This window comes from Streptomyces sp. NPDC042346 (assembly GCF_055581845.1).
Genome location: NZ_JBVJEH010000003.1, coordinates 433,175 through 454,709, shown reverse-complemented (window position 1 = coordinate 454,709; position 21,535 = coordinate 433,175). Strand labels below are relative to the sequence as shown.

Sequence of the window (21,535 nt, the reverse complement as noted above, 5' to 3'; positions counted from 1 at the left end):
CGCGCGGGGCGCCGTGTCTAGGCATGGTCGAAGTCCTCGCTGTGGATACGGGAGGCGGGCACCCCGGCCCGGAGCAGGGACTCGGTCGCGGCACGGGCCATCGCGGGCGGGCCGCACAGGTACACGTCGTGGGCGGCGAGGTCCGGCACGAGGTCGCGCAGCGCGCGGGGGGCGAGCGGGTCGAAGGCGCCGTCCGAGGGGCCGAGCAGGAAGTGCAGGGCGGCTCGCCGCTCGCGGGCGATGGCCTCCAGCTCCTCGCGCAGGACGAGGCCGCCCGCGTCGGAGGCCCGGTAGAGGAGGGTGAGGTCGCCGGGCCCTCCGGGCAGGGTCTCGAAGAGGGCGCGCAGCGGGGTGATGCCGACGCCGCCCGCGAGCAGCAGGACCTTGCGGCGGGTGCGGCGGTGGGCGGTGAGCGCGCCGAACGGTCCGGAGGCGAGGACCCGGACCCCGGGGCGGAGGCGGCGGATGCGGCGGGTGTGGTCGCCGAGCGCCTTGACGGTGATCCGCAGGGTGTCGTCGCGTACGGGCGCGGAGAGGGAGAACGGCAGGGCGGTCGCCCAGAGCCCGCGCCGGAGGAAGCGCCAGCGGAAGAACTGGCCGGGTTCGGCGTGCAGCCGGGCCACTCCCCTGCCCTGGACGAGGACGGAGACGACGCCGGGGCCCTCGTCGCGGACCTCGGCGACGCGCAGCTCGTGCCGGAGGGCGGCGCGGACGGGGACGACGATCCGGTACCAGACGAGGAGGACGCCGACGGTCGCGTGGGCCATCGACCAGAGCCAGACGGTGAGGACGCTCCCGGCGAGGTCGGGGCCGGCGAGCTGGTGGACGAAGCCGAGCGCGGCGGCGAGGAGCCCGCTCAGGTGGACGGCCCGCCAGGTCTCGTGCCGGACGCGGCGCCGGACGGCGCGGGCGGAGGTGACGCCGACGGCGACGAGGAGGGCGGTGCCGGCGGTGGCGGCGGCGATCGCCCCGTAGGAAAGGAGGTCCCCGGTGGCGGTGACGAGGTCGGTACGGGTGTGCACGGCGTACCCGCAGAGCGCGAGGACGGCGTGGGCGCCGATGAGGCCGAGGACGTACCGGCCGCCGAGGGAGTGCCAGCGGGCGAGCCGGTCGGCGCCGACGCCGTGCTCGACGGCGGGGAGGCGGGCCATGAGCAGGAGCAGGACGAGGACGCCGTACCCGGCGAGGAGGCCGGTGAGGTGGGCGCCGGTCGCGAAGACGGCGTCGAGGCGGGCGGACGGCCGGGCCTGGAGCCCCCAGAGGAGGGCGACCGCGCCGGCGCCGGCGACGATCGCGGTCCGCAGCCGAGCGGGGGCGAGCCGAAGCGCGGGTACGGGCACGGGCCCAGGCGCGGGCACCGGCACCGGCACCGGCACCGGCACCGGCACGGCGACAGGCGGCGACTCGCTGAGGAGCTGCACATAGAGGGGATGCCGACTGGCCTCGGTGGTCACATCCGGCACCCTAGGTCCGCCCGTATACGGGAATCCGCGGCTCGGCCCCGTCCGCCGGATCCTTAAGCCGGGCTTGAGCCGAGCCTCACGGCGGGTTAACCCGCGCCGGGCCTCACAGCGCCGGGGAGCGGGGACGGAGATCAGCGTTCCGTACGGGAAACAGCCGGGATCCCGCCGGGTAACACCGGCCGCGCACGCTTCCCGGTATGAGTACACGGATCGTGGTGGTCGGGGGCGGAACGGCGGGCGCCCGGCTCGCCCAGCGCCTGCCCGTCACCCTCCTCGGCGAGGAGCCGCACGCCCCGTACAACAGGGTGCTGCTCGCGGACGTCCTCGCCGGGCGGTACGCCCCCGAGGTGATCGCCCTGCCCGAGACCCGTGAGCCGGTACGGCTCGGGGTGCGGGCGGTGCGGATCGACCGGGCGGCGCGGACCGTGGAGTGCGCGGACGGCTCGCTCGTCGGCTACGACCGGCTGGTCCTGGCCACGGGCTCCAACCCGGTGCTGCCGCCGCTGCGCGGACTGCGCGGGGCGGAACTGCCGGAGGGCGTCCACCCGTTCCGTACGCTCGACGACTGTCTGGCGCTGCGCGCGCTCGTCCGGCCCGGCGTACGGGCGGTGGTCATCGGCGGCGGGCTCCTCGGCGTCTCGGCGGCGCGGGCGCTCGCGGCGCTGGGCGCGGAGGTCGTCCTGGCCCAGCAGGGCGAGCGGCTGATGGAACGCCAACTCGACGCCCACGCCTCGTCCTTGCTGCGCGATCACGTGGAGTCCCTCGGCGTCGAGGTGCACACGGAGTGCCGGGTGAGCGGCCTGCGGCAGCGGGACGGGGCGGTGACGGCGGTCGAACTCGCCGACGGCTTCGTCCTCGACGCGCAGGTCGTGGTCCTGGCCTGCGGGGTCCGCCCCCGGACGGCGCTGGCCCGCGAGGCGGGTCTCGACGTCCGCACCGGCATCGTGATCGACGACGAACTCCGCACGTCGGACCCGCACATCCACGCGATCGGCGACTGCGCGGAACACGCCGGCCACGTCTACGGCCTGGCCGCCCCGTCCCTGGACCAGGCCGACATCCTGGCGAACCTGCTCCAGACGGACGCCGGGCCCCGCTACACCGGCACCCGGGCCCTCACGCGGCTCACCCTCGGTGGTGGGGCGCAGGCGCTCGATCTCGCCGCGTTCGGCGACGCCACCGCGCGGCCGGGCGACGACGTCGTCCAGCTCACCGATGCCACACGCAGTGCCTACCGCAAGGTCGTCGTCCGCGGTGACCGGCTCGTCGGGGGCGTCCTCCTCGGCGACCTGGCCGCGGTCGGCGCGCTCGCCCGGGCCTGGGAGGGCGACGAAGCCCTCCCCGACGAGGCCCCCCTGCTGCACCTGCTCACCCACGACGGAGGCTCCTCATGACCACCCCCACCATCGTCCTGGTCGGCCACGGAATGGTCGGCCAGCGGTTCCTTGAGGCGCTCGCCGACCGTGGCGTCACCGAGCGGGCCCGGATCGTGGTCCTCTGCGAGGAGCCGCGCCCGGCCTACGACCGCGTACAGCTGACCTCGTACTTCTCCGGAAAGACGCCCGACGACCTGTCGATGGTCGAGGCAGGCTTCCTGGAGAAGCACTCCATCGAGCTGTACGTCGGCGACCCGGCGGAGTCGGTGGACCGCGAGGCCCGTACGGTCACCGCCCGTTCCGGCCGGGTCTTCGCGTACGACTCGCTCGTCCTCGCCACCGGCTCGTACCCCTTCGTGCCCCCCGTCCCCGGCAAGGACGCCCGCGGCTGTTTCGTCTACCGCACGATCGAGGACCTGCTCGCGATCGAGGAGTACGCGAAGACCGCCACGACGGGCGCGGTCGTCGGCGGCGGCCTGCTCGGCCTGGAGGCCGCGGGCGCGCTGAAGGGGCTCGGACTCGACACGCACGTCGTGGAGTTCGCGCCGCGCCTGATGCCGGTGCAGGTCGACGAGGGCGGCGGCGCCGCGCTGCTGCGCACGATCGAGCGGATGGGCCTGAGCGTCCACACGGGGACGGGCACGCAGGAGGTCGTGACGGCGGACGGCGCCGTGACGGGGATGAGGCTCTCGGACGGCTCCGAACTGGCCACGGACATGGTGGTGTTCTCGGCGGGCGTACGCCCCCGGGACCAGCTGGCCCGCGACTGCGGCCTGGACGTCGGCGAGCGCGGCGGCATCGCGGTCGACGAGCTGTGCCGGACGTCCGACCCGGCGGTCTTCGCGATCGGCGAGTGCGCGCTGGCCTCGGACGGCCGGGTGTACGGCCTGGTGGCGCCGGGCTACGAGATGGCGCAGACGGCGGCGTCGGCGATCGCCGACGAGGCGGGGGCCGGGGACGGTTTCACCGGCGCCGACATGTCGACGAAGCTGAAGCTGCTCGGCGTGGACGTGGCCTCCTTCGGCGACGCGCACGGCACGGCCGAGGGCTGCCTCGACGTCGTCTACTCCGACTCCCGTTCGGGCGTCTACAAGAAGCTGGTGATCTCCGGCGACGGGGTGCTGCTCGGCGGCGTCCTGGTCGGCGACGCCGAGCAGTACGGACTCCTTCGCCCGCTCACCGGTTCCGTACCGCCCGTCTCCCCCGAGCAGTTGGTGCTCCCGGCGGGCGCGGGCGCGCCGGTCGCGCTCGGCCCCTCGGCGCTGCCGGACGACGCGGTGATCTGCTCCTGCCACAACGTCACGAAGCACGCGATCGGCCAGTGCTCCTCGCTGGCCGAGGTGAAGAAGTGCACCAAGGCCGGTACGGGCTGCGGCAGTTGCGTGAAGACGATCGAGAAGCTGCTGCCGGCCGCCGCCGACAAGGGACTGTGCCGCTGCTTCCCGTACAGCCGCAGCGAGCTGTACGAGATCGCCCGCGCGCTCCGGATCACCTCCTTCGCCGCGCTGCTCGACTCGCACGGCCGGGACGAGGCGAAGGGCGGGGAGGGCTGCGAGGTCTGCAAGCCGACGGTCGGCTCGATCCTCGCGAGCCTCAACAACGGGTACATCCTCGACGGCGAGCAGGCCTCCCTCCAGGACACCAACGACCACTTCCTCGCCAACATGCAGCGCAACGGCTCGTATTCGGTCGTCCCGCGCATCCCCGGCGGCGAGATCACCCCGGACAAGCTGATCGTGATCGGCGAGGTGGCCCGGGACTTCGGCCTCTACACGAAGATCACGGGCGGTCAGCGGATCGACCTGTTCGGCGCCCGGGTGGACCAGCTCCCCTCGATCTGGACGCGCCTGGTCGACGCGGGCTTCGAGTCGGGGCACGCGTACGGCAAGGCGCTGCGCACCGTGAAGTCCTGCGTCGGGCAGACCTGGTGCCGGTACGGCGTGCAGGACTCGGTGAGGATGGCGATCCAGCTGGAGCTGCGCTACCGGGGCCTGCGCGCCCCGCACAAGCTCAAGTCGGCGGTCTCGGGCTGCGCCCGCGAGTGCGCGGAGGCCCAGTCGAAGGACTTCGGGATCATCGCGACGGCGAACGGCTGGAACCTGTACGTCGGCGGGAACGGCGGCGCGACCCCGCGCCACGCGGACCTGCTCGCCCAGGACCTCTCGGACGCCGAACTCGTCCGCCTGATCGACCGGTTCCTGATGTTCTACATCCGGACGGCGGACCGCCTGGAGCGGACGTCGACCTGGCTGGAGCGCCTGGAGGGCGGGCTCGACCACCTCAAGGACGTGGTGGTGCACGACTCGCTCGGGCTGTGCGACGAGCTGGAGGCGCTGATGGCGGCGCACGTCGCGGACTACCAGGACGAGTGGGCGCAGACGCTGGACGACCCGGACCGGCTGCGGCGCTTCGTCTCCTTCGTGAACGCGCCGGAGGCGCCGGACCCGTCGGTCCGGTTCACGCCGGAGCGCGACCAGATCAAGCCGGATCTCACGTTCCTCACCCTGGAAGGGGTCACCTCCCGATGACGACGCTCACCTCGCCGACGCTCACTTCGACGATGCTCGAACTCTCCCCCTCCCCCGACTCCTGGATGACGGTCTGCGAGGAGTCCCGGCTGACCCCGGGCCGGGGAGTGGCGGCGCTGCTGCCGGACGGCCGGCAGGCGGCGGTCTTCCGGGACCGGTCGGGACGGACGTACGCGATCGACAACCGCGATCCGTTCACGGGGGCGCAGGTGCTGTCCCGGGGGCTGATCGGTTCGGCGGACGGGCGGCCGTTCGTGGCCTCGCCGCTCCTGAAGCAGCGCTTCGACCTGGAGACGGGCCGCTGCCTGGACGACGACGGGGTCACGGTCGCGGTGTACCCCGTCCGGACCGTGTAGCCCACCACCTTTGGCTTGACCGATCGTTCCAGAAAGACATACGGTCTCTCTGTGGCCAGGACCAAGGAATTCGATCCCGACGCCGCGCTCCAGGCCGCTCTCGACCTGTTCTGGGCGCGCGGCTACGAGGCGACGACGATGTCGGACCTCGTGGAGCACCTCGGGATCGGCCGCGCCAGCATCTACGCGACCTTCGGGAACAAGCACGACCTGTACATGAAGGCGATGGACCGCTACCTGGAGACCCGGGAACCGGAGATCGTCGAGGAGCTGTCCGCGCCGGGCCCGGCCTTGCCGGCCGTGCGCGCGCTCGTCCGCCGCTTCGCCGCCCAGGCGGCGACGGAGGGCCAACGCCTGAACGGCTGCTTCGTCACCAACTCGGCGGCGGAGCTGGCCCCGCACGACACGGCCGTCGCCCGCCGGGTCGAGCTCAGCTGGGAGCAGATCGAGACCCTCCTGTACGGGGCGCTCACCCGGGCCCGGGCCGGGGGCGAGCTCCCGGCGGACCGGGATCCGCGCGCCCTGGCCAGGATGCTGCTCGTCCTGCTCCAGGGCATCAGGGTGGTCGGCAAGGCCTCGACGGATCCGGGCAGGGTCCTGGACGCAGCGGAGCAGGCACTGGGACTGCTGGACTGAGGAGCGGGCGCCCGCAGGGGCGCCCTTTCTTCGGCGCTCATTTTGGAATGAACGGTCAAGTACAGCACGACGAAACAGCTGACGACTCGGGGGACGCGCCATGGAAGCGACGAGAGCACGGGGGCATGACGGCACGACGGGCCACGACCGGCCCGGGGCCCGGTCGCGGTCCCGGTCTCGCCCGACCCGGACCCGGCCCCGCACCCGCGGCGGCTTCGTCCTCCTCGGCGGCGTCCAGATGACGCTCATCTTCACGCTCGCCGCCCTCGCCGTCCCCCTCCCCCGCATCGGCGCCGAGTTCCGGCTCGACCGCGCCGACCTGATCCTGCTGAGCGCCGCGTACGGGCTGACCTTCGCCGGGCTGCTCCTGCTCGGCGGCCGGCTCGCGGACCGGTTCGGCGGACGCCGGACCCTCACCGCCGGGCTCCTTGTCTTCGGCACCGCCTCCGCCCTCGCGCCGCTCGCCCCCGGGTACGAGGCGCTGCTCGCCGCCCGCTTCGGGCAGGGCGTCGGCGCCGCGCTCGTCGCCCCGGCCGCGATGGCCGTGCTCCGGGCGCTGTTCCCCGCACCGGCCGCGTACGGCAGGGCGATGGCCACCTGGGGCGGGCTCTCCGTGCTCGGCGCGACCGCCGGGAACCTGCTCTCCGGAGTGATCGCGGCCGCCGCCTCCTGGCGCGGCACCTTCGCCGTACCGGTCGCCGTGACCCTCGCCGCGCTGCTCCTCGCGCCCCGGCTGCTGCCCGCGACCCCGCCCGGTACGGACCGGGCCCTGGACCTGCCGGGCGCGCTGCTCGCGACCGCCGGGATCACGCTCGCCAGCTTCGGGCTCGTCCTCACCGACGCCCACCCCTGGGGCTCGGCCCCGGTCCTCGTCCCGCTGCTCACCGGGCTGGCGCTGCTCGCCGGCTTCGCGGCCGTGGAGCGACGGACGGCCGACCCGCTCCTGCCGCCGGACTTCCTGCGCGACGGCCGCCGGGGCCTGGGCCTCGCGGCGATCGGACTCACGGCGGCCGGGACGGCCACGGTCTTCGTCCTGCTGTCCCTCGCCCTCCAGGAGGGGCGCGGCTGGTCGGCGCTGCTCACCTCCGCCGCCTTCGTGCCCTTCGCGGTCGCCCTGCTCGGCTCGGGCCGGCTCGCGGGGCCGCTGATCGGGCGGTACGGCCCCGGCCGGGTGACCGGAGCCGGGCTCGGCACGGCCGCCGTCGGGCTGGGGCTGCTCGCGGCGACCGGCTTCGACGGCTCGGTGCCGTACGCGTACGGGCTGCTGCCCGGCCTCCTGCTCCTGCCGGCCGGTGGCGCCCTGTCCTTCGCGGGCGCCGCCGTCCTCGCCACCGAGGGCGTCCCGGCGCACCGCGCGGGGCTCGCCGGCGGCGTCCTGAACACGGCGATGGAGCTCGGCCCGACCGTGCTCTTCGCCGCCCTGCTCACCCTCGGCGGCGACGCGGTGTCGCTGGCGGCCGCGGCCGTCCTGTTCACCGCCCTGGCGGCCACCACGATCCGCACGAAGTAGCACAACTCCACAACTCCACAGCACTCACAGCACTCACAGCACTCACACGGGAGTCGACACACATGTCCGCATCATCCGCACGCTTCGCCGACCGCACCGTCCTCGTCACCGGCGCCGGCTCCGGGCTCGGCCGGGCCATCGCGCTCGCCTTCGCCGCCGAGGGCGCGAAGGTCGTCGTCGCCGGCCGTACCGCCGAGCCGCTCGACGCGACGGTCGCCCTGATCGAGGCCGCCGGGGGCACCGCGGCCGCGGTCACGGCCGACGTGTCCGGCGCCGAGTCCACGCGGGAGCTGGTCCGGCGCACGGTCGAGCTCTTCGGGGGTCTCGACGTGGCCGTGAACAACGCCGGGGTCTTCCGGGGCGGCCACAGCGCGGCCGACTTCCCGCTGGAGGACTGGCAGACGCTGCTCGACATCAACGTGACGGGGGTGCTGCACGCCCTCCAGGCCGAGGTGGCGCACATGCGGGCGCACGGCGGCGGGGCGATCGTGAACATCTCGTCCAACCTGGGCCCGCACGTCCGGATCCCCGGAGTCTTCGGCTACCAGGTCTCGAAGGCGGCCGTCTCGGCCCTCACCCGGGCGGCGGCCCTGGACCACATCGCCGACGGGGTCCGCATCAACGCGGTCAGCCCGGGCGCCTCGGAGTCCTCGATGTCCCTGCGGCCCGGCGAGACCGAGGCGGAGCGGGCGGTCCGGATGAAGGAGGAGTCGCCGCTGGGCCGGATCTCGTCGGCCGCCGAGATCGCGGCGGCCGTCCTGTACCTCGCCTCGGACGCGGCGGGCTCCGCCGTCGGCACCGACCTGGTGATCGACGGCGGGGTCTCCGCCTGACGTACGCGGGGCCTGCGCGGGGGCCTGCGCGGGGCCTGCGCGGGGCCTGTGCAGGGCCTACCCGGGCCTACGCCGGGCCCGGGGCCCGTGGGGCCCGGCTCAGCCCTGGGCGGCCGCCGGGTCCATCCAGAAGACCTCCCAGTGGTGGCCGTCCAGGTCGGCGAAGGAACGGCCGTACATGAAGCCCATGTCCATCGGCTCCTTCGCCGGGCTGCCGCCGGCGGCGAGGGCGGCGTCGGCCAGCTCGTCGGCCTTCGCACGGCTCTCGGCGCTCAGCGTGATGAGCACCTCGGTGGCCTTCGTGGCGTCGGAGATCTCCTTGCCCGGGGCGGTGAAGCTCTTGAACTTCTCCTCGGTGAGCAGCATCGCGAAGATCGTGTCGCTGATGACCACACAGGCGGCGGTCTCGTCGCTGAACTGCGGGTTGATGGAGTAGCCGAGCTTCTCGTAGAAGGCCTTGCTGGCGTCGAGGTCCTTCACGGGCAGGTTCACGAAGATCATCTGCGGGGCCATGGCGTGCTCTCTTCCGTCGGGCGGCCGGGGTGCTCGGTGCGTTCCGGCGCTTTCAAGAGGTAAGACGGGCGGACCGCCCGGAACTCATCGCTCTCCCGAGGATCTTTTTCGCTCAGGCCGCGGAGCGCAGCCTGAGGGCCGCCAACGGTACGAATCCCCGGCCACCGCCACCGGTCGCGTCCCCGGTCCCGCCACTGCCGCCGGCCCCGGTCGCGGCCTCCGCCCCGGCGAGCCTGCGCAGCATCGCGACGGCGATCCGCTCGCCCTGGTCCTTGGCCCGCTCGGCCCTCGGCCCCCGGTGGAGGCCGTCGACGGTGGCGTGCCAGAGCTGCACCCAGCGCCCGAAGTGGGCGGCGGTGAGGGGCCGCGCGGAGTGGAGGGCGGCGTGCGGCCCGAAGGCGTCCCGCCCGTACTCGGCGGTGCGGAAGAGGGCGCGCTCCCAGAAGTCGGTGATCCGCGGCAGATGGACCTCCAGGTCCGTGCCGGCGATCTCGGTGAAGAAGGGCCCGATCAGCGGATCGGCGAAGGCGGCGCCGTAGAAGCGCCGCAGCAGCACGTCGAGGTCGTCACGATCGCTGATGTCCCGGGTGGCGCGCATACCCCCAGTGTCCCCGCCCGGGCCCCGCTCCCCCAGTGCCGAACGTCCCGGGAGCGGGACATTCCCCCGTTGCGGCCGGCGGGTGCGGTCCCCCGCCCCGCACCCGCCTCTTCCCCTTCATCGCTTGTTGATGCACCGTCAACTCCGTACTCCTAGGTTCCGGAAGCGCGCGACCCCGTCGCCGACCGGCATGGCGGGGCGGTTCATCACCCTCTTCAGGAGTGAGACGTGGAGCGACGCAGTTTCCTGCGTGGAGCGGTCATCGGCACCTCGGCCGCCGCCTTCGGTGGCAGCCTCTGGCACGGGGCGGCCTTCGCCGCGCCCGCCCAGCCCGGCGCGGGCCCGTACGGGGCGCTCGGCGCGGCGGACGCCAACGGCATCCAGCTGCCGGCCGGGTTCACCAGCCGGGTGATCGCCAGGTCCGGTCAGACCGTGACCGGCACCTCGTACGCCTGGCACAGCGCCCCCGACGGCGGCGCCTGCTTCGTCGACGGCACGGGCTGGATCTACGTGTCGAACTCGGAGATCAACCCGAGCGGCGGCGCGAGCGCCGTCAGGTTCGACTCGGCGGGCACGATCACCGGCGCGTACCGGATCCTCTCCGGCACCCGGCAGAACTGCGCGGGCGGCGCCACCCCGTGGAACACCTGGCTCTCCTGCGAGGAGGTGTCCCTCGGCTACGTCTACGAGTCGAACCCGTGGGGCGGCACCGCCTACCGCCGCGACGCGATGGGCCGCTTCAAGCACGAGGCCGCCGCCGCCGACCCGGTCCGCAAGGTGATCTACCTGACCGAGGACGAGACGAACGGCTGCTTCTACCGCTTCATCCCCACCACCTGGGGCAACCTCTCCGCCGGCACCCTCCAGGTCCTGGTCGCCGGAACCGCCAGCTCCGGCTCCTTCACCTGGCAGAACGTCCCGGACCCGGACGGTTCGCCGACCACGACCCGCACCCAGGTGTCCGGTGCGAAGAAGTTCAACGGCGGCGAGGGCTGCTACTACGCGAACGACACCGTCTGGTTCACGTCCAAGGGCGACAACCGGGTCTGGCAGGTCGACCTCGTCGCCGGCACCTACGAGCTGGCCTACGACGACTCGCTCGTCTCCGGCACCGCTCCGCTGACCGGCGTCGACAACATCACCGGCACGACCTCCGGCGACCTGTTCGTCGCGGAGGACGGCGGCAACCTGGAGATCTGCGTCATCACCCCCGACGACATCGTGGCGCCGTTCCTCCGGGTCACCGGCCAGTCCTCCTCCGAGATCACCGGACCGGCCTTCTCCCCCGACGGCAAGCGGCTGTACTTCTCCAGCCAGCGCGGCACGACGGGCAGCTCCTCGGGCGGCATCACCTACGAGGTGACCGGCCCGTTCCGCGCGTAACGGCGCAGTTCCACCGATCGGAGTTCCACCGTCCGTAGGTCCACGGTCCGCTGGGCGCCGCCGAGCAGGGCGGCGCCCAACGGCGTCAGCGTGTGCAGGACCGCGTTGCCGTGGCGCAGGGTCGCGATGAGCCCGGCCTCCCTGAGCACGCCCGCGTGCTGGCTCGCGGAGGCGAGCGAGACCCCGGCGCGGCGCGCGAGCTCGCTCGTCGTCCCGCCGTCCCCGATGGCGTGCAGGACCGCCGAGCGGGTCTGGCCGACCAGCTTGGCGAGCGAGGAGCCGCCCGGCGCGCGGACGGTCGGCGCCTCGCCGTGGGTGACGGGGTAGACGAGGACCGGCGGCAGCACGGGGTCGCGCAGCACCACCGGGGTCCCCCGGCAGAAGTACGAGGGCTGGAGCAGCAGCCCCCGCCCGTCGAGGTGGACGTCCCGGTCGACCGGGTAGTCGGCCTCCAGGACGGGCGCGCGCCAGCGCAGCATCGGCGGCAGCGAGGCGAGCAGTTCGTCGGCGCCGCCGTCGAGGAGGGCCCGGCCGCGGCGCGCCCGGTCGGCCTCGACGCGGGCCCGGATGTGCGGCCAGTACGGCTCGATCGCGGCCCGGTGGTAGCTGCGCAGGGCCCCCACGAGCCGGTCGAAGGGCTCCGCGCCGCCGTCGGCGAGGGCGCGCAGCGAGTGGGGCACGGTCCGCCCGCCGGAGCGGGCGGCGGCGAGCAGCGAGAGCTCGCTCCGGAGCCGGCCGGAGTCGGTCGCGCGGATCGCCCCGAGGCCCTCGTCGAGGCCGTGGACGCCCTCGGCGGGCGTCAGGAAGTCGGGAAAATAGCCGCGGCTGGGAACGAGCGCGGCGAGGAGACGGGTCTCACCGCCGAGCCGCATCCGGGCGTCCGAGCGCCATTCCCGGTAGACGACGGATCCGCGCCGGTCCCTTAAGCGGTGAAAGCTGAGAATGGTTTCCCACAGAACATCCGGCCGGGCGGCCGTCCGCACCCCCGCCAAGTCGTTTCCGGTGAAATGAATCCGCAGCATGACGTCCCCACCTGTGCACTCGCAACCACCCCCGACGACGAGTATGCACAGCATCACAGCACGTTACCAGGGTGTTTCAGCCACAGTTGAAAAGCATCGCGGCAATCGGGGGAGAAACGAAAAGCTGTGCGGGTCGGACAGGAAACCTTCAGGACCGAGGTGACGTGGCGAAGACCGTGGGGGGCTTTGCACGTCCGGCGGCGGTCGGCGAGGTTGCGGCTCACCTGCCCGACAACGGTAAAGGGCGCGGCCTCCGGGTGGGGATCCGGGGGTCGCGCCCGACCTGTTCTTTGCGGCGAGGAAACAGAAAAGTTCAATGGCCAATAATTCAATCGGCCGAAATTGAACACGAACTCACATCTGATCGACGATCAAGCAAAATGAGCGGCCGCGTTCGGGGTGAAATGCGACGGGGCGGACACCTCCGCACAAAGGTGTCCGCCCCGTCTCTCTTTGGTGCCCGGGGCCGCCGCCCGTCGGTGAGGGTCGAAAGTGACCGGCGGCGGCCCCGGTGGTTCGGGTGGTTCCGGTGGAATCCCGCTGCTGAACCGGGGTTCAGGAGGGGCCGGCACCGCTGCTGAACCGGGGTTCAGGAGGGCCCGACCGCCGCTCCTGACCCCCGGTTCAGCAGGACTCAGCGGCTGTCGCTGCCCTTGGACTCGGCCGCGGCACGGCCGGCCTCCAGGCGCGCCACCGGGATCCGGAAGGGCGAGCAGGAGACGTAGTCGAGACCGACCTCGTGGAAGAAGTGCACCGACTCCGGGTCGCCGCCGTGCTCGCCGCAGACACCGAGCTTGATGTCGGGGCGGGTGGCGCGGCCGGCCTGGACGGCGCTGCGCACGAGCGCGCCGACACCGTCCTTGTCGATGGTCTCGAAGGGGCTGACGCCGAAGATGCCCTTCTCCAGGTACGCGGTGAAGAACGAGGCCTCCACGTCGTCGCGGGAGAAGCCCCAGACCGTCTGCGTCAGGTCGTTCGTGCCGAAGGAGAAGAACTCCGCGGCCTCGGCGATCTGACCGGCGGTCACGGCGGCGCGCGGCAGTTCGATCATGGTGCCGAGCGCGAGCTTCAGCTCGACGCCGGTGCGGGCGACGACCTCCGCGATGACCTGCTCGGCCTCCTCGCGGACGATCTCCAGCTCCTGGACGGTGCCGACGAGCGGGATCATGATCTCGACGCGCGGGTCGCCCTTGGCGTCGACGCGCTGGGCCGCGGCCTCGGCGATCGCCCGGACCTGCATGGTGAACAGGCCGGGGATGACCAGGCCGAGGCGGACACCGCGCAGACCCAGCATCGGGTTCTGCTCGTGCAGCCGGTGCACGGCCTGGAGCAGGCGCAGGTCGTTCTCGTGCGGCTCCTTGCGGGACTCGGCGAGGGCGACGCGCACCGACAGCTCGGTGATGTCGGGCAGGAACTCGTGCAGCGGCGGGTCGAGCAGGCGGACCGTGACGGGCAGCCCGTCCATGGCCTCGAACAGCTCGACGAAGTCCGTCTTCTGCAGCGGCAGCAGGGCCTCCAGGGCCTGCTCGCGCTCGACGTCCGTGTCGGCCAGGATCAGCCGCTCGACGAACTGGCGGCGCTCGCCGAGGAACATGTGCTCGGTGCGGCAGAGGCCGATGCCCTGGGCGCCGAAGCGGCGGGCGCGCAGCGCGTCCTCGGCGTTGTCGGCGTTGGCGCGGACGCGCAGCCGGCGGACGCGGTCCGCGTAGGCCATGATCCGGTGCACGGCGGCGACGAGCTCGTCGGCGTCGTCGGCGCCGGCGTGCATGCGGCCCTCGAAGTACTCGACGACCGGGGACGGTACGACGGGTACCTCACCGAGGTAGACCTTGCCGGTGGAGCCGTCGATGGAGACGACGTCGCCCTCCTCGACGACCTGGCCGTCGGCCGTGGTCATCCGGCGGCGCTTGGTGTCGACCTCGAGCTCCTCGGCGCCGCAGACACAGGTCTTGCCCATGCCGCGGGCGACGACGGCGGCGTGCGAGGTCTTGCCGCCGCGGGAGGTGAGGATGCCCTCGGCGGCGATCATGCCGTCCAGGTCGTCCGGGTTGGTCTCGCGGCGGATCAGGATGACCTTCTCGCCGGAGCGGGACCACTTGACCGCGGTGTACGAGTCGAAGACGGCCTTGCCGACGGCCGCGCCCGGGGAGGCGGCGATGCCGCGCCCGATCTGCTCGACCTTGGCGTCCTCGTCGAACTTCGGGAACATGAGCTGGGCGAGCTGCGCGCCGGTGACGCGCTGGAGCGCCTCGGCCTCGTCGATCAGGCCCTGGTCCACGAGCTGCGTGGCGATGCGGAAGGCGGCACCGGCGGTGCGCTTGCCGACACGGGTCTGGAGCATCCAGAGCTGGCCGCGCTCGATGGTGAACTCGATGTCGCAGAGATCCTTGTAGTGGGTCTCCAGGGTGCTCATGATGTGCATGAGCTGGTCGTACGAGGCCTTGTCGATCGACTCGAGGTCGGCGAGCGGCACGGTGTTGCGGATACCGGCGACGACGTCCTCGCCCTGCGCGTTCTGCAGGTAGTCGCCGTAGACGCCGGCGTGGCCGGAGGCGGGGTCGCGGGTGAAGGCGACGCCGGTGCCGGAGTCCGGGCCGAGGTTGCCGAAGACCATCGAGCAGACGTTGACGGCGGTGCCGAGGTCGCCCGGGATGCGCTCCTGGCGGCGGTACAGCTTCGCGCGGTCGGTGTTCCAGGAGTTGAAGACGGCCTCGATGGCGAGGTCCATCTGCTCACGCGGGTCCTGGGGGAAGTCGCGGCCGGTGTCGGCCTTCACGATCTTCTTGAAGTGCTTGACGAGCTTCTTGAGGTCGGCGGCGTCCAGGTCGGTGTCGCTGGCGACCTTCTTCGCGGCCTTGGCCTCGTCGAGGGCCTCCTCGAAGAGCTCCCCGTCGACGCCCAGGACGGTCTTGCCGAACATCTGGATGAGCCGGCGGTACGAGTCCCACGCGAAGCGCTCGTTGTCCGCCTGGCGGGCGAGGCCGACGACGGACTCGTCGGAGAGGCCGATGTTGAGGACGGTGTCCATCATGCCCGGCATGGAGAACTTGGCTCCGGACCGGACGGAGACGAGCAGCGGGTCGTCGGCCTGGCCGAGCTTCTTGCCCATCTGCTGCTCGAGCGCGTCGAGGTGTGCACTCACCTCGTCGCGGAGCGCGACGGGCTCCGAGCCGCTCTCGAGGTAGACCTTGCACGCTTCGGTGGTGATCGTGAAGCCGGGGGGAACCGGCAGGCCGAGGTTGGTCATCTCGGCGAGGTTCGCGCCCTTGCCACCGAGCAGGTCCTTCAGGTCCCTGTTGCCCTCGGTGAAGTCGTAGACGAACTTCTGATCATTGTTTTCCGACACGGGTCCCGACTCCTCGATGACTCGGTTGGCTGCCCTGACGGCGAGGAACATACCCAGATCGAAGGCGTCTGTGGAGGTACGCCTGCCGGTCACATGGTCTTAACCACCCGTCCGCCAGCACTTCGAAAGTAACTGAGAGGTAGCTTCCGCTTTCAGGCCCCGAAGCTCAGATGACCCAAACTAGAGGTTTAGCGCTCACGTGAGCGCCCATCCGAGCACTTGCGTTCACTTCTTGAACGCAAAAAGGGTGGCACCCAGTGCCACCCTTCAGGCAGTACAGCCATCCGTAATATGCTCATGTGAGCGCCACCCCCCTCAGGGGTGGCGAGGATCACTCCCCAGGAAAGGCCGATTCCCGCACGGATCTCACCCGCCGGACGTGTCCAGCTCGGCGTCCTCACTCACTCCCGCGCAGTCGTAAGGGTCCTTCAACCAGCCATCCGGCAGGACGACTCGGTTGTTTCCGGACGTACGACCCCGAGGACCGTCCGCACCCACGGGCCACGGCTGCTCCAGGTCGAGCTCGCTCAACTGAGCGCGGAGCTCGTCCAGGGAGGAGGTGATGGCGAGCTTCTTGCGCATCTCGGAGCCGACCGCGAAGCCCTTCAGGTACCAGGCCACATGCTTGCGGAAGTCGATGACACCGCGTGCCTCGTCGCCGAGCCACTCGCCGAGCAGCCGCGCGTGCCGCACCATCGCGTCCGCGACCTCCCGCAGACCGGGCTGGGCATAGGACCCCGTCCCCTCGAAGCCCGCCACCAGATCGCCGAAGAGCCACGGCCGGCCCAGGCAGCCGCGCCCGACGACCACGCCGTCGCAGCCCGTCTCCCGCATCATCCGCAGGGCGTCGTCGGCCGACCAGATGTCGCCGTTCCCGAGCACCGGAATCTCCGGCACGTGCTCCTTGAGGCGCGCGATCGCGTCCCAGTCCGCCGTGCCGCCGTAGTGCTGGGCCGCCGTCCGCCCGTGCAGGGCGATCGCCGTGACGCCCTCCTCGACCGCGATCCGGCCCGCGTCGAGGAAGGTGATGTGGTCGTCGTCGATGCCCTTGCGCATCTTCATCGTGACCGGCAGGTCGCCCGCGTTGGTCACGGCCTCGTGCAGGATCGCGCGCAGCAGCGGCCGCTTGTAGGGCAGGGCCGAGCCGCCGCCCTTCCGGGTCACCTTGGGGACCGGGCAGCCGAAGTTCAGGTCGATGTGGTCGGCGAGGTCCTCGTCGACGATCATCCGCACGGCCTTGCCGACGGTCACGGGGTCCACCCCGTACAGCTGGATCGAGCGCGGCTTCTCGGTCTCGTCGAACCGGATGAGCTGCATCGTCTTCTCGTTGCGCTCGACCAGGGCGCGCGTCGTGATCATCTCGCTCACGAACAGCCCCTTGCCGCCGCTGTACTCGCGGCAGAGGGTACGGAAGGGGGCGTTGGTGATGCCGGCCATCGGGGCGAGCACCACCGGCGGCTGCACGATGTGCGGCCCGATGGCGAGGGGGGTGAACGCGGTCATTGAGCCATTGTCGCGCACTGCGGCGGTCATTAGTCAGCCGTACTATCCGCACATGCCGGAGCTCACACGCGGGAGGCTCTCCAGGGGCCGGGAACTCATGGTCCTGGCCATCTGCTCCATGAGCCTGCTCATCGTCAGCCTGGACAACACCGCGCTCAACGTCGCCCTGCCCTCCATCCGGCGCGACCTGGGCGCCTCCGTCTCCGGACTGCAGTGGACGATCGACGCGTACACCCTCGTCCTGGCCTCGCTGCTCATGCTCGCGGGCTCCACCGCCGACCGGATCGGCCGCCGCAAGGTCTTCGCCACCGGGCTGGTCGTCTTCGCGCTCGGCTCGCTGCTCTGCTCCCTCGCGCCCAGCCTGGAGGCCCTGATCGCCTTCCGGGCGGTCCAGGCCGTCGGCGGCTCCATGCTGAACCCGGTCGCCATGTCGATCATCACGAACACCTTCACCGAGCCCGCCGCACGCGCGCGGGCCATCGGCGTCTGGGGCGCGGTCATCGGCGTCTCCATGGCCGCCGGGCCGCTGGTGGGCGGTCTGCTCGTCGAGTCGGTCGGCTGGCGGGCGATCTTCTGGCTGAACCTCCCGGTCGCCCTCGTCGCCCTGCTCCTCACCCTGCGGTACGTCCCCGAGTCCCGCGCCCCCCGGCCCCGCCGCCCCGACCCCGTGGGACAGCTCCTGGTCGCGGCGCTCCTCGGCTCGCTCACGTACGCGATCATCGAGACCGACCCGCTCTTCGCGGGGATCGCGGCCGCCGCGCTCGCCGGGCTGGTCCTCTACGAGCCGAGGCGCCGCGAGCCCCTGATCGACCTGCGGTTCTTCCGCAGCGCGCCGTTCGGCGGGGCCACCGTCATCGCGGTCTGCGCCTTCGCGGCGCTCGGCGGCTTCCTCTTCCTGAACACGCTGTACCTCCAGGAGGTGCGCGGCCTCGCCCCGCTGGAGGCGGGGCTCTACATGCTGCCGATGGCCGGCATGACCTTCGTCTTCGCACCCCTGTCGGGGCGGCTGACGGGGGCGCGCGGGCCGCGCCCCTCGCTGCTGCTCGCGGGCGCGGCGATGGCGGCCGGGGCGCTGCTCTTCGCCGCCTTCGAGGCCGAGACCAGCGATCCGCTGCTCTTCGCGGGGTACGTCGTCTTCGGCATCGGCTTCGGTCTGATGAACGCGCCGATCACGAACACCGCCGTCTCCGGGATGCCCCGGGCGCAGGCCGGGGTGGCGGCGGCGGTGGCCTCGACGAGCCGCCAGGTCGGGCAGACCCTCGGGGTGGCGGTGGTCGGCGCGGTCCTCGCGGCGGGGGTGGGCGCGGGCGCGGCCCCGGAGGCGTTCGTGGCGGCGGCCCGCCCGGGCTACTGGATCGTCACGGGCTGCGGCGTCGCCGTCCTCGTGGTGGGCGCGCTGACGAGCGGGGCGTGGGCGCGGCGCACGGCGGAGCGGACGGCCCGGTCACTGGCGCCGGAGGAGGACGCTCAGGCGGCGGTGAAGGCGGGGGCGCCGGGAGTCGCGGGGGCGCCCTGAGCCGCGGGGGCATGAGCCGCAGGGGCATGAGCCGCGGGGCCGCCGGGAGTCGCGGGGCCGCCCTGAGCCGCGGGGGCAGGAGCCGCGGGGCCGCTCTGAGCCTGAACCGTGGCCCGTCTCGCCTCTTCCTCTTCCTCTTCCTCCGCGATCACCAGCGCGAGGAGCCGCTCGACGCCCTCCCGGGTCTTCTCGTCCACGGGGACGTACGTCACGAGGCACGGCCCGGAGGTCGGGCCGAGCCACAGGTTGGTGTGCTCGAACCGGAGCACACCGACGCGGGCGTTGTGGATGACCTTGGTGCGGCCGCCCGGGGCGACCACGTCGTGCCGGGCCCAGATCTCCCGGAACTCGCGCGAGGCCCCTTCGAGCCGCTGGACGAGCGCCTTCCAGGCGGGCTCGGCCAGGTGCTCGGCCATGGCGGCGCGGAGCTTCCCGGCGAGGATGGGGAGGAGGTCCGGCAGGTCGGTGGCGGCGGCCTGGAAGTCCTCGTTGGTGAAGGCGAGCCAGAGGGAGTTGCGGTCCTCGCGGGGCAGGGCGTCCAGGTCGCAGAAGAGCCGCCCGAAGGTCCGGTTGTGGGCGAGGAAGTCGAACCTGCTGTTCTGGACGGCGGCGGGCAGCGGCTCCAGCTGGTCGAGCATCTGCCGCAGCGCGGGCGTGACGGCCGGAGAGGGCGCCCCCGGGCGCGGGTCGGACTGTCCGGCGAGGGCGAAGAGGTGGCTCCGCTCGGTCGGGTCGAGGAGCAGCGCGTCGGCGAGGGCGTCGAGGACCTGCGGGGAGACCTGGATGTCGCGGGCCTGTTCCAGCCAGGTGTACCAGGTGACGCCGACGGCGGAGAGGTGGGCGACCTCCTCGCGGCGCAGGCCGGGGGTGCGGCGGCGCCGGCCGCGCGGGAGGCCGACCTGTTCGGGGGTGATGCGCTCGCGGCGGCTGCGCAGGAAGGCCGCGAGCTCGCCCCGCCGGGTTCCGGGCGACGCCGCCGCCGTCACCGCCGCCGTGGTCGCGATCGTCGTGGTGGCCGCGATCGTGCCCGTCGTCGTCATGGTCGTCACTCCCCCAGGGTGCCGGGGCGCCCGGCCCGTTGCCAGGTAGTGGTTGTACCAGGATAAGAAGACTCTGGTACCAGGCTGAGCGCGGGCGGATCGTCGAACGCGTGACCTCGACTTCCACGACATCTCCCCGGGCCGGCGCACCGGCCGTCGGCCACCGCCCCGCGGCGCTCGGCTCCCTGGGCCTGTTCACCGTCCTCCTCGGGGCCGCGCTGCCGCTGATCGACTTCTTCATCGTCAACGTCGCCCTGCCGTCCATCGGCCGGGACCTGGCGGCCGGCCCGTCCCTCCTCGAACTGATCGTGGCCGGGTACGGCCTGTCGTACGCCGTCCTCCTCGTCCTCGGCGGACGCCTCGGCGACCTCTTCGGGCGCCGTCGCCTCTTCCTCGCCGGGATGACCGCCTTCGGCCTGACCTCGCTGGCCTGCGGGCTCGCGCCGGACGCCTGGACCCTCGTCGGGGCCCGGGTGGCGCAGGGCGCCGCGGCGGCCCTGATGCTGCCGCAGGTGCTCGCGACCATCCACGCCTCGACGACGGGAGCGCGCCGGGCGAAGGCGCTGAGCCTGTACGGGGCGACCGCCGGCCTGTCGATGGTGACCGGCCAGATCCTGGGCGGCGTCCTCGTCGCCGCCGACCTCGCGGGCACGGGCTGGCGCGCGGTCTTCCTGGTGAACGTGCCGGTGGCGGTCGCGGGCCTGCTGCTCGCCCTGCGGACCGTGCCGGAGACCCGCTCGGACCGGCCGGCCCCGGTGGACGTGCCGGGGACCCTGCTCCTCGCGGTCGCGCTGCTCACCCTGCTCGCCCCGCTGACGGAGGGCCGGTCGGCCGGCTGGCCGCTGTGGACCTGGCTCTCGCTCGCGGTGTTCCCGTTCGCGGCGGTCGCCTTCTGGCGGGTGGAGCGGCGAGCGGAGCGCCGGGGCGAGACGCCCCTGGTCCCGCCGGGCCTCCTCGACCTGGTCTCGCTGCGGCGCGGACTGCTCCTCGTCCTGCCGCTGTCGGGCGGCTTCGGCGGCTTCATGTTCGTGATCGCGGTGGCTCTCCAGCAGGGTCTGGGCCTGGGGGCGGTGGCCTCGGGCCTGGCGCTCGTCCCGATGGCGGTGGCCTTCTTCGGGGCCTCCCTCGCGGGGCCCCGGCTCGTACGGCGCTGGGGCACCCGGGTGGTTCCGGTGGGCGCCCTGTTCCAGGCCCTCGGCCTCGGGCTGCTCGCCCTGACGGCCTGGCGCTCCTGGCCGGACCTGTCGGTGGGGAGCCTGCTTCCCGGCATGGCGCTCGCGGGGCTCGGCCAGGGCCTCCAGCTGCCGGTGCTCTTCCGGGTGGTGCTCTCCGAGGTGCCGCAGGAACGGGCGGGCGTGGGCAGCGGAGTCATGGTGACGGCCCAGCAGACGGCGCTGACCCTGGGCGTGGCGACCCTGGGGACGCTGTTCCTGAGCCTCTCCGCCTCGGGTTCGACGGGCACGGCGCTGACGGTGACGCTCCTCCTCCAGCTCGCGATGGCGCTCCTGACGGCGGGGCTCGCGGTACGGCTGCCGAGGACGGTGGGGTAGGCGGCGGGGGGTACGGCGAAGGGCCCGGGCGTGGAACGCTCCGGGCCCTCCGTCGTGCGGTGGCGACTACTCCTGGCCGGTGGCCTCGGTGGCGGCGTCGGTGCTCTCGGCTCCCTGTCCCTGCGCGCGCTCGCGCATCTTCCGCAGGAGCTCCTGCTTCTGCTCGTCGGCCGTGCGCGGGGCGGTGCCGCGGGACTGGACGGTGCCGTACTGGTCGGCGCGGGACAGCTTCCTTCGCTGTCCGCCGACGCCGAGGAGGTTGTTGCGGCTCTTGGCCATGGGGTTCTCCCGTCAGTGAGGTGGGCGGTGGTCGGTCGGCCTGTGCGGCGCGCTCACTCGTAGATCTGGAAGAACAGAGACAT

General features: G+C 72.8%; 16 protein-coding genes and 1 pseudogene. 9 read left to right on the top strand and 8 right to left on the bottom strand.

The features are described 5' to 3' along the window. Nucleotides 1-17 precede the first annotated feature (17 nt). Complete coding sequence (locus ACZ6K0_RS15665; protein WP_469228755.1) at nucleotides 18-1,463, bottom strand: ferredoxin reductase family protein; 1,446 nt, start codon at nucleotides 1,461-1,463, stop codon at nucleotides 18-20. A gap of 197 nt (nucleotides 1,464-1,660) precedes the next feature. Between ACZ6K0_RS15665 and ACZ6K0_RS15660 the strand changes: the two genes are divergently transcribed. The 6 genes from ACZ6K0_RS15660 to ACZ6K0_RS15635 all read left to right on the top strand — a co-directional run bounded on the left by ACZ6K0_RS15660 (nucleotide 1,661) and on the right by ACZ6K0_RS15635 (nucleotide 8,702). Beyond that, nucleotides 1,661-2,857 (top strand): NAD(P)/FAD-dependent oxidoreductase, encoded by a 1,197-nt coding sequence (locus ACZ6K0_RS15660; protein WP_469228757.1) that lies wholly within the window; start codon nucleotides 1,661-1,663, stop codon nucleotides 2,855-2,857. Further along, nucleotides 2,854-5,367, top strand: coding sequence for a nitrite reductase large subunit NirB (nirB, locus tag ACZ6K0_RS15655; protein ID WP_469228758.1), 2,514 nt, complete (start codon nucleotides 2,854-2,856; stop codon nucleotides 5,365-5,367). The genes ACZ6K0_RS15660 and nirB overlap by 4 nt, the downstream gene beginning before the upstream one ends. Continuing rightward, nucleotides 5,364-5,723: a nitrite reductase small subunit NirD gene (nirD, locus tag ACZ6K0_RS15650; protein WP_376406118.1), complete on the top strand. Its 360-nt coding sequence runs from the start codon at nucleotides 5,364-5,366 to the stop codon at nucleotides 5,721-5,723. Before nirB ends, nirD begins: the two co-directional genes overlap by 4 nt. A gap of 51 nt (nucleotides 5,724-5,774) precedes the next feature. Next, on the top strand, nucleotides 5,775-6,359 hold the full coding sequence (locus ACZ6K0_RS15645; RefSeq protein WP_469228761.1) for a TetR/AcrR family transcriptional regulator: 585 nt from the start codon (nucleotides 5,775-5,777) through the stop codon (nucleotides 6,357-6,359). 238 nt (nucleotides 6,360-6,597) lie between these two features. Further along, nucleotides 6,598-7,869 carry an MFS transporter gene (locus ACZ6K0_RS15640; RefSeq protein WP_469228852.1) on the top strand — a complete coding sequence of 424 codons (1,272 nt, stop codon included), beginning with the start codon at nucleotides 6,598-6,600 and terminating at the stop codon, nucleotides 7,867-7,869. 62 nt (nucleotides 7,870-7,931) lie between these two features. After that, entirely contained in the window at nucleotides 7,932-8,702 is a 771-nt protein-coding gene (locus tag ACZ6K0_RS15635; protein ID WP_469228763.1) for an SDR family NAD(P)-dependent oxidoreductase, read from the top strand. Nucleotides 8,703-8,801: 99 nt separating this feature from the next. On the opposite strand, the gene ACZ6K0_RS15630 is transcribed toward ACZ6K0_RS15635, so the two are convergent. Both ACZ6K0_RS15630 and ACZ6K0_RS15625 read right to left on the bottom strand, forming a co-directional pair. After that, nucleotides 8,802-9,215 carry a VOC family protein gene (locus tag ACZ6K0_RS15630; protein WP_376406113.1) on the bottom strand — a complete coding sequence of 138 codons (414 nt, stop codon included), beginning with the start codon at nucleotides 9,213-9,215 and terminating at the stop codon, nucleotides 8,802-8,804. A 112-nt stretch (nucleotides 9,216-9,327) separates the two neighbouring features. Further along, nucleotides 9,328-9,813 (bottom strand): group III truncated hemoglobin, encoded by a 486-nt coding sequence (locus ACZ6K0_RS15625; protein ID WP_469228765.1) that lies wholly within the window; start codon nucleotides 9,811-9,813, stop codon nucleotides 9,328-9,330. A gap of 228 nt (nucleotides 9,814-10,041) precedes the next feature. On the opposite strand from ACZ6K0_RS15625, the gene ACZ6K0_RS15620 reads away from it, so the two are divergent. Continuing rightward, nucleotides 10,042-11,196, top strand: a complete 1,155-nt coding sequence (locus ACZ6K0_RS15620; RefSeq protein ID WP_376406109.1) for an alkaline phosphatase PhoX — start codon at nucleotides 10,042-10,044, stop codon at nucleotides 11,194-11,196. Here the strand turns inward: ACZ6K0_RS15620 and ACZ6K0_RS15615 are convergent. The 3 genes from ACZ6K0_RS15615 to dusB all read right to left on the bottom strand — a co-directional run bounded on the left by ACZ6K0_RS15615 (nucleotide 11,166) and on the right by dusB (nucleotide 17,067). Continuing rightward, nucleotides 11,166-12,218 carry an ArsR/SmtB family transcription factor gene (locus ACZ6K0_RS15615; protein WP_376406107.1) on the bottom strand — a complete coding sequence of 351 codons (1,053 nt, stop codon included), beginning with the start codon at nucleotides 12,216-12,218 and terminating at the stop codon, nucleotides 11,166-11,168. The genes ACZ6K0_RS15620 and ACZ6K0_RS15615 overlap by 31 nt on opposite strands. Before the next feature lie 634 nt (nucleotides 12,219-12,852). Further along, nucleotides 12,853-15,564, bottom strand: coding sequence for a pyruvate, phosphate dikinase (ppdK, locus tag ACZ6K0_RS15610; protein WP_376406105.1), 2,712 nt, complete (start codon nucleotides 15,562-15,564; stop codon nucleotides 12,853-12,855). Between the two features lie 366 nt (nucleotides 15,565-15,930). Then, the gene (gene dusB / locus ACZ6K0_RS15605; protein WP_376406103.1) at nucleotides 15,931-17,067 is read right to left on the bottom strand and encodes a tRNA dihydrouridine synthase DusB; all 1,137 of its coding nucleotides are present in this window, start codon (nucleotides 17,065-17,067) and stop codon (nucleotides 15,931-15,933) included. A gap of 52 nt (nucleotides 17,068-17,119) precedes the next feature. On the opposite strand from dusB, the gene ACZ6K0_RS15600 reads away from it, so the two are divergent. Then, nucleotides 17,120-18,583 carry an MFS transporter gene (locus ACZ6K0_RS15600; RefSeq protein WP_469228767.1) on the top strand — a complete coding sequence of 488 codons (1,464 nt, stop codon included), beginning with the start codon at nucleotides 17,120-17,122 and terminating at the stop codon, nucleotides 18,581-18,583. A 140-nt stretch (nucleotides 18,584-18,723) separates the two neighbouring features. On the opposite strand, the pseudogene ACZ6K0_RS15595 reads toward ACZ6K0_RS15600, so the two are convergent. Beyond that, nucleotides 18,724-19,623, bottom strand: a pseudogene (locus tag ACZ6K0_RS15595) (MmyB family transcriptional regulator); the annotation flags it as partial. Between the two features lie 110 nt (nucleotides 19,624-19,733). Here ACZ6K0_RS15595 and ACZ6K0_RS15590 point away from each other — a divergent pair. Next, nucleotides 19,734-21,173, top strand: a complete 1,440-nt coding sequence (locus tag ACZ6K0_RS15590) for an MFS transporter (RefSeq protein WP_469228769.1) — start codon at nucleotides 19,734-19,736, stop codon at nucleotides 21,171-21,173. Nucleotides 21,174-21,239: 66 nt separating this feature from the next. Here the strand turns inward: ACZ6K0_RS15590 and ACZ6K0_RS15585 are convergent, their stop codons facing one another. Further along, the gene (locus ACZ6K0_RS15585) at nucleotides 21,240-21,452 is read right to left on the bottom strand and encodes a DUF6243 family protein (RefSeq protein ID WP_469228771.1); all 213 of its coding nucleotides are present in this window, start codon (nucleotides 21,450-21,452) and stop codon (nucleotides 21,240-21,242) included. Between the last annotated feature and the right edge of the window lie 83 nt (nucleotides 21,453-21,535).

What these genes read in the sequence shown, in the direction of transcription:
- ACZ6K0_RS15660 (WP_469228757.1), top strand. Translation starts at nt 1,661, where the DNA reads ATGAGTACACGGATCGTGGTGGTCGGGGGCGGAACGGCGGGCGCCCGG.
- nirB (WP_469228758.1), top strand. Translation starts at nt 2,854, where the DNA reads ATGACCACCCCCACCATCGTCCTGGTCGGCCACGGAATGGTCGGCCAG.
- nirD (WP_376406118.1), top strand. Translation starts at nt 5,364, where the DNA reads ATGACGACGCTCACCTCGCCGACGCTCACTTCGACGATGCTCGAACTC.
- ACZ6K0_RS15640 (WP_469228852.1), top strand. Translation starts at nt 6,598, where the DNA reads ATGACGCTCATCTTCACGCTCGCCGCCCTCGCCGTCCCCCTCCCCCGC.
- ACZ6K0_RS15635 (WP_469228763.1), top strand. Translation starts at nt 7,932, where the DNA reads ATGTCCGCATCATCCGCACGCTTCGCCGACCGCACCGTCCTCGTCACC.
- ACZ6K0_RS15630 (WP_376406113.1), bottom strand. Translation starts at nt 9,215, where the DNA reads ATGGCCCCGCAGATGATCTTCGTGAACCTGCCCGTGAAGGACCTCGAC.
- ACZ6K0_RS15625 (WP_469228765.1), bottom strand. Translation starts at nt 9,813, where the DNA reads ATGCGCGCCACCCGGGACATCAGCGATCGTGACGACCTCGACGTGCTG.
- ACZ6K0_RS15615 (WP_376406107.1), bottom strand. Translation starts at nt 12,218, where the DNA reads ATGCTGCGGATTCATTTCACCGGAAACGACTTGGCGGGGGTGCGGACG.
- dusB (WP_376406103.1), bottom strand. Translation starts at nt 17,067, where the DNA reads ATGACCGCGTTCACCCCCCTCGCCATCGGGCCGCACATCGTGCAGCCG.
- ACZ6K0_RS15600 (WP_469228767.1), top strand. Translation starts at nt 17,120, where the DNA reads ATGCCGGAGCTCACACGCGGGAGGCTCTCCAGGGGCCGGGAACTCATG.
- ACZ6K0_RS15585 (WP_469228771.1), bottom strand. Translation starts at nt 21,452, where the DNA reads ATGGCCAAGAGCCGCAACAACCTCCTCGGCGTCGGCGGACAGCGAAGG.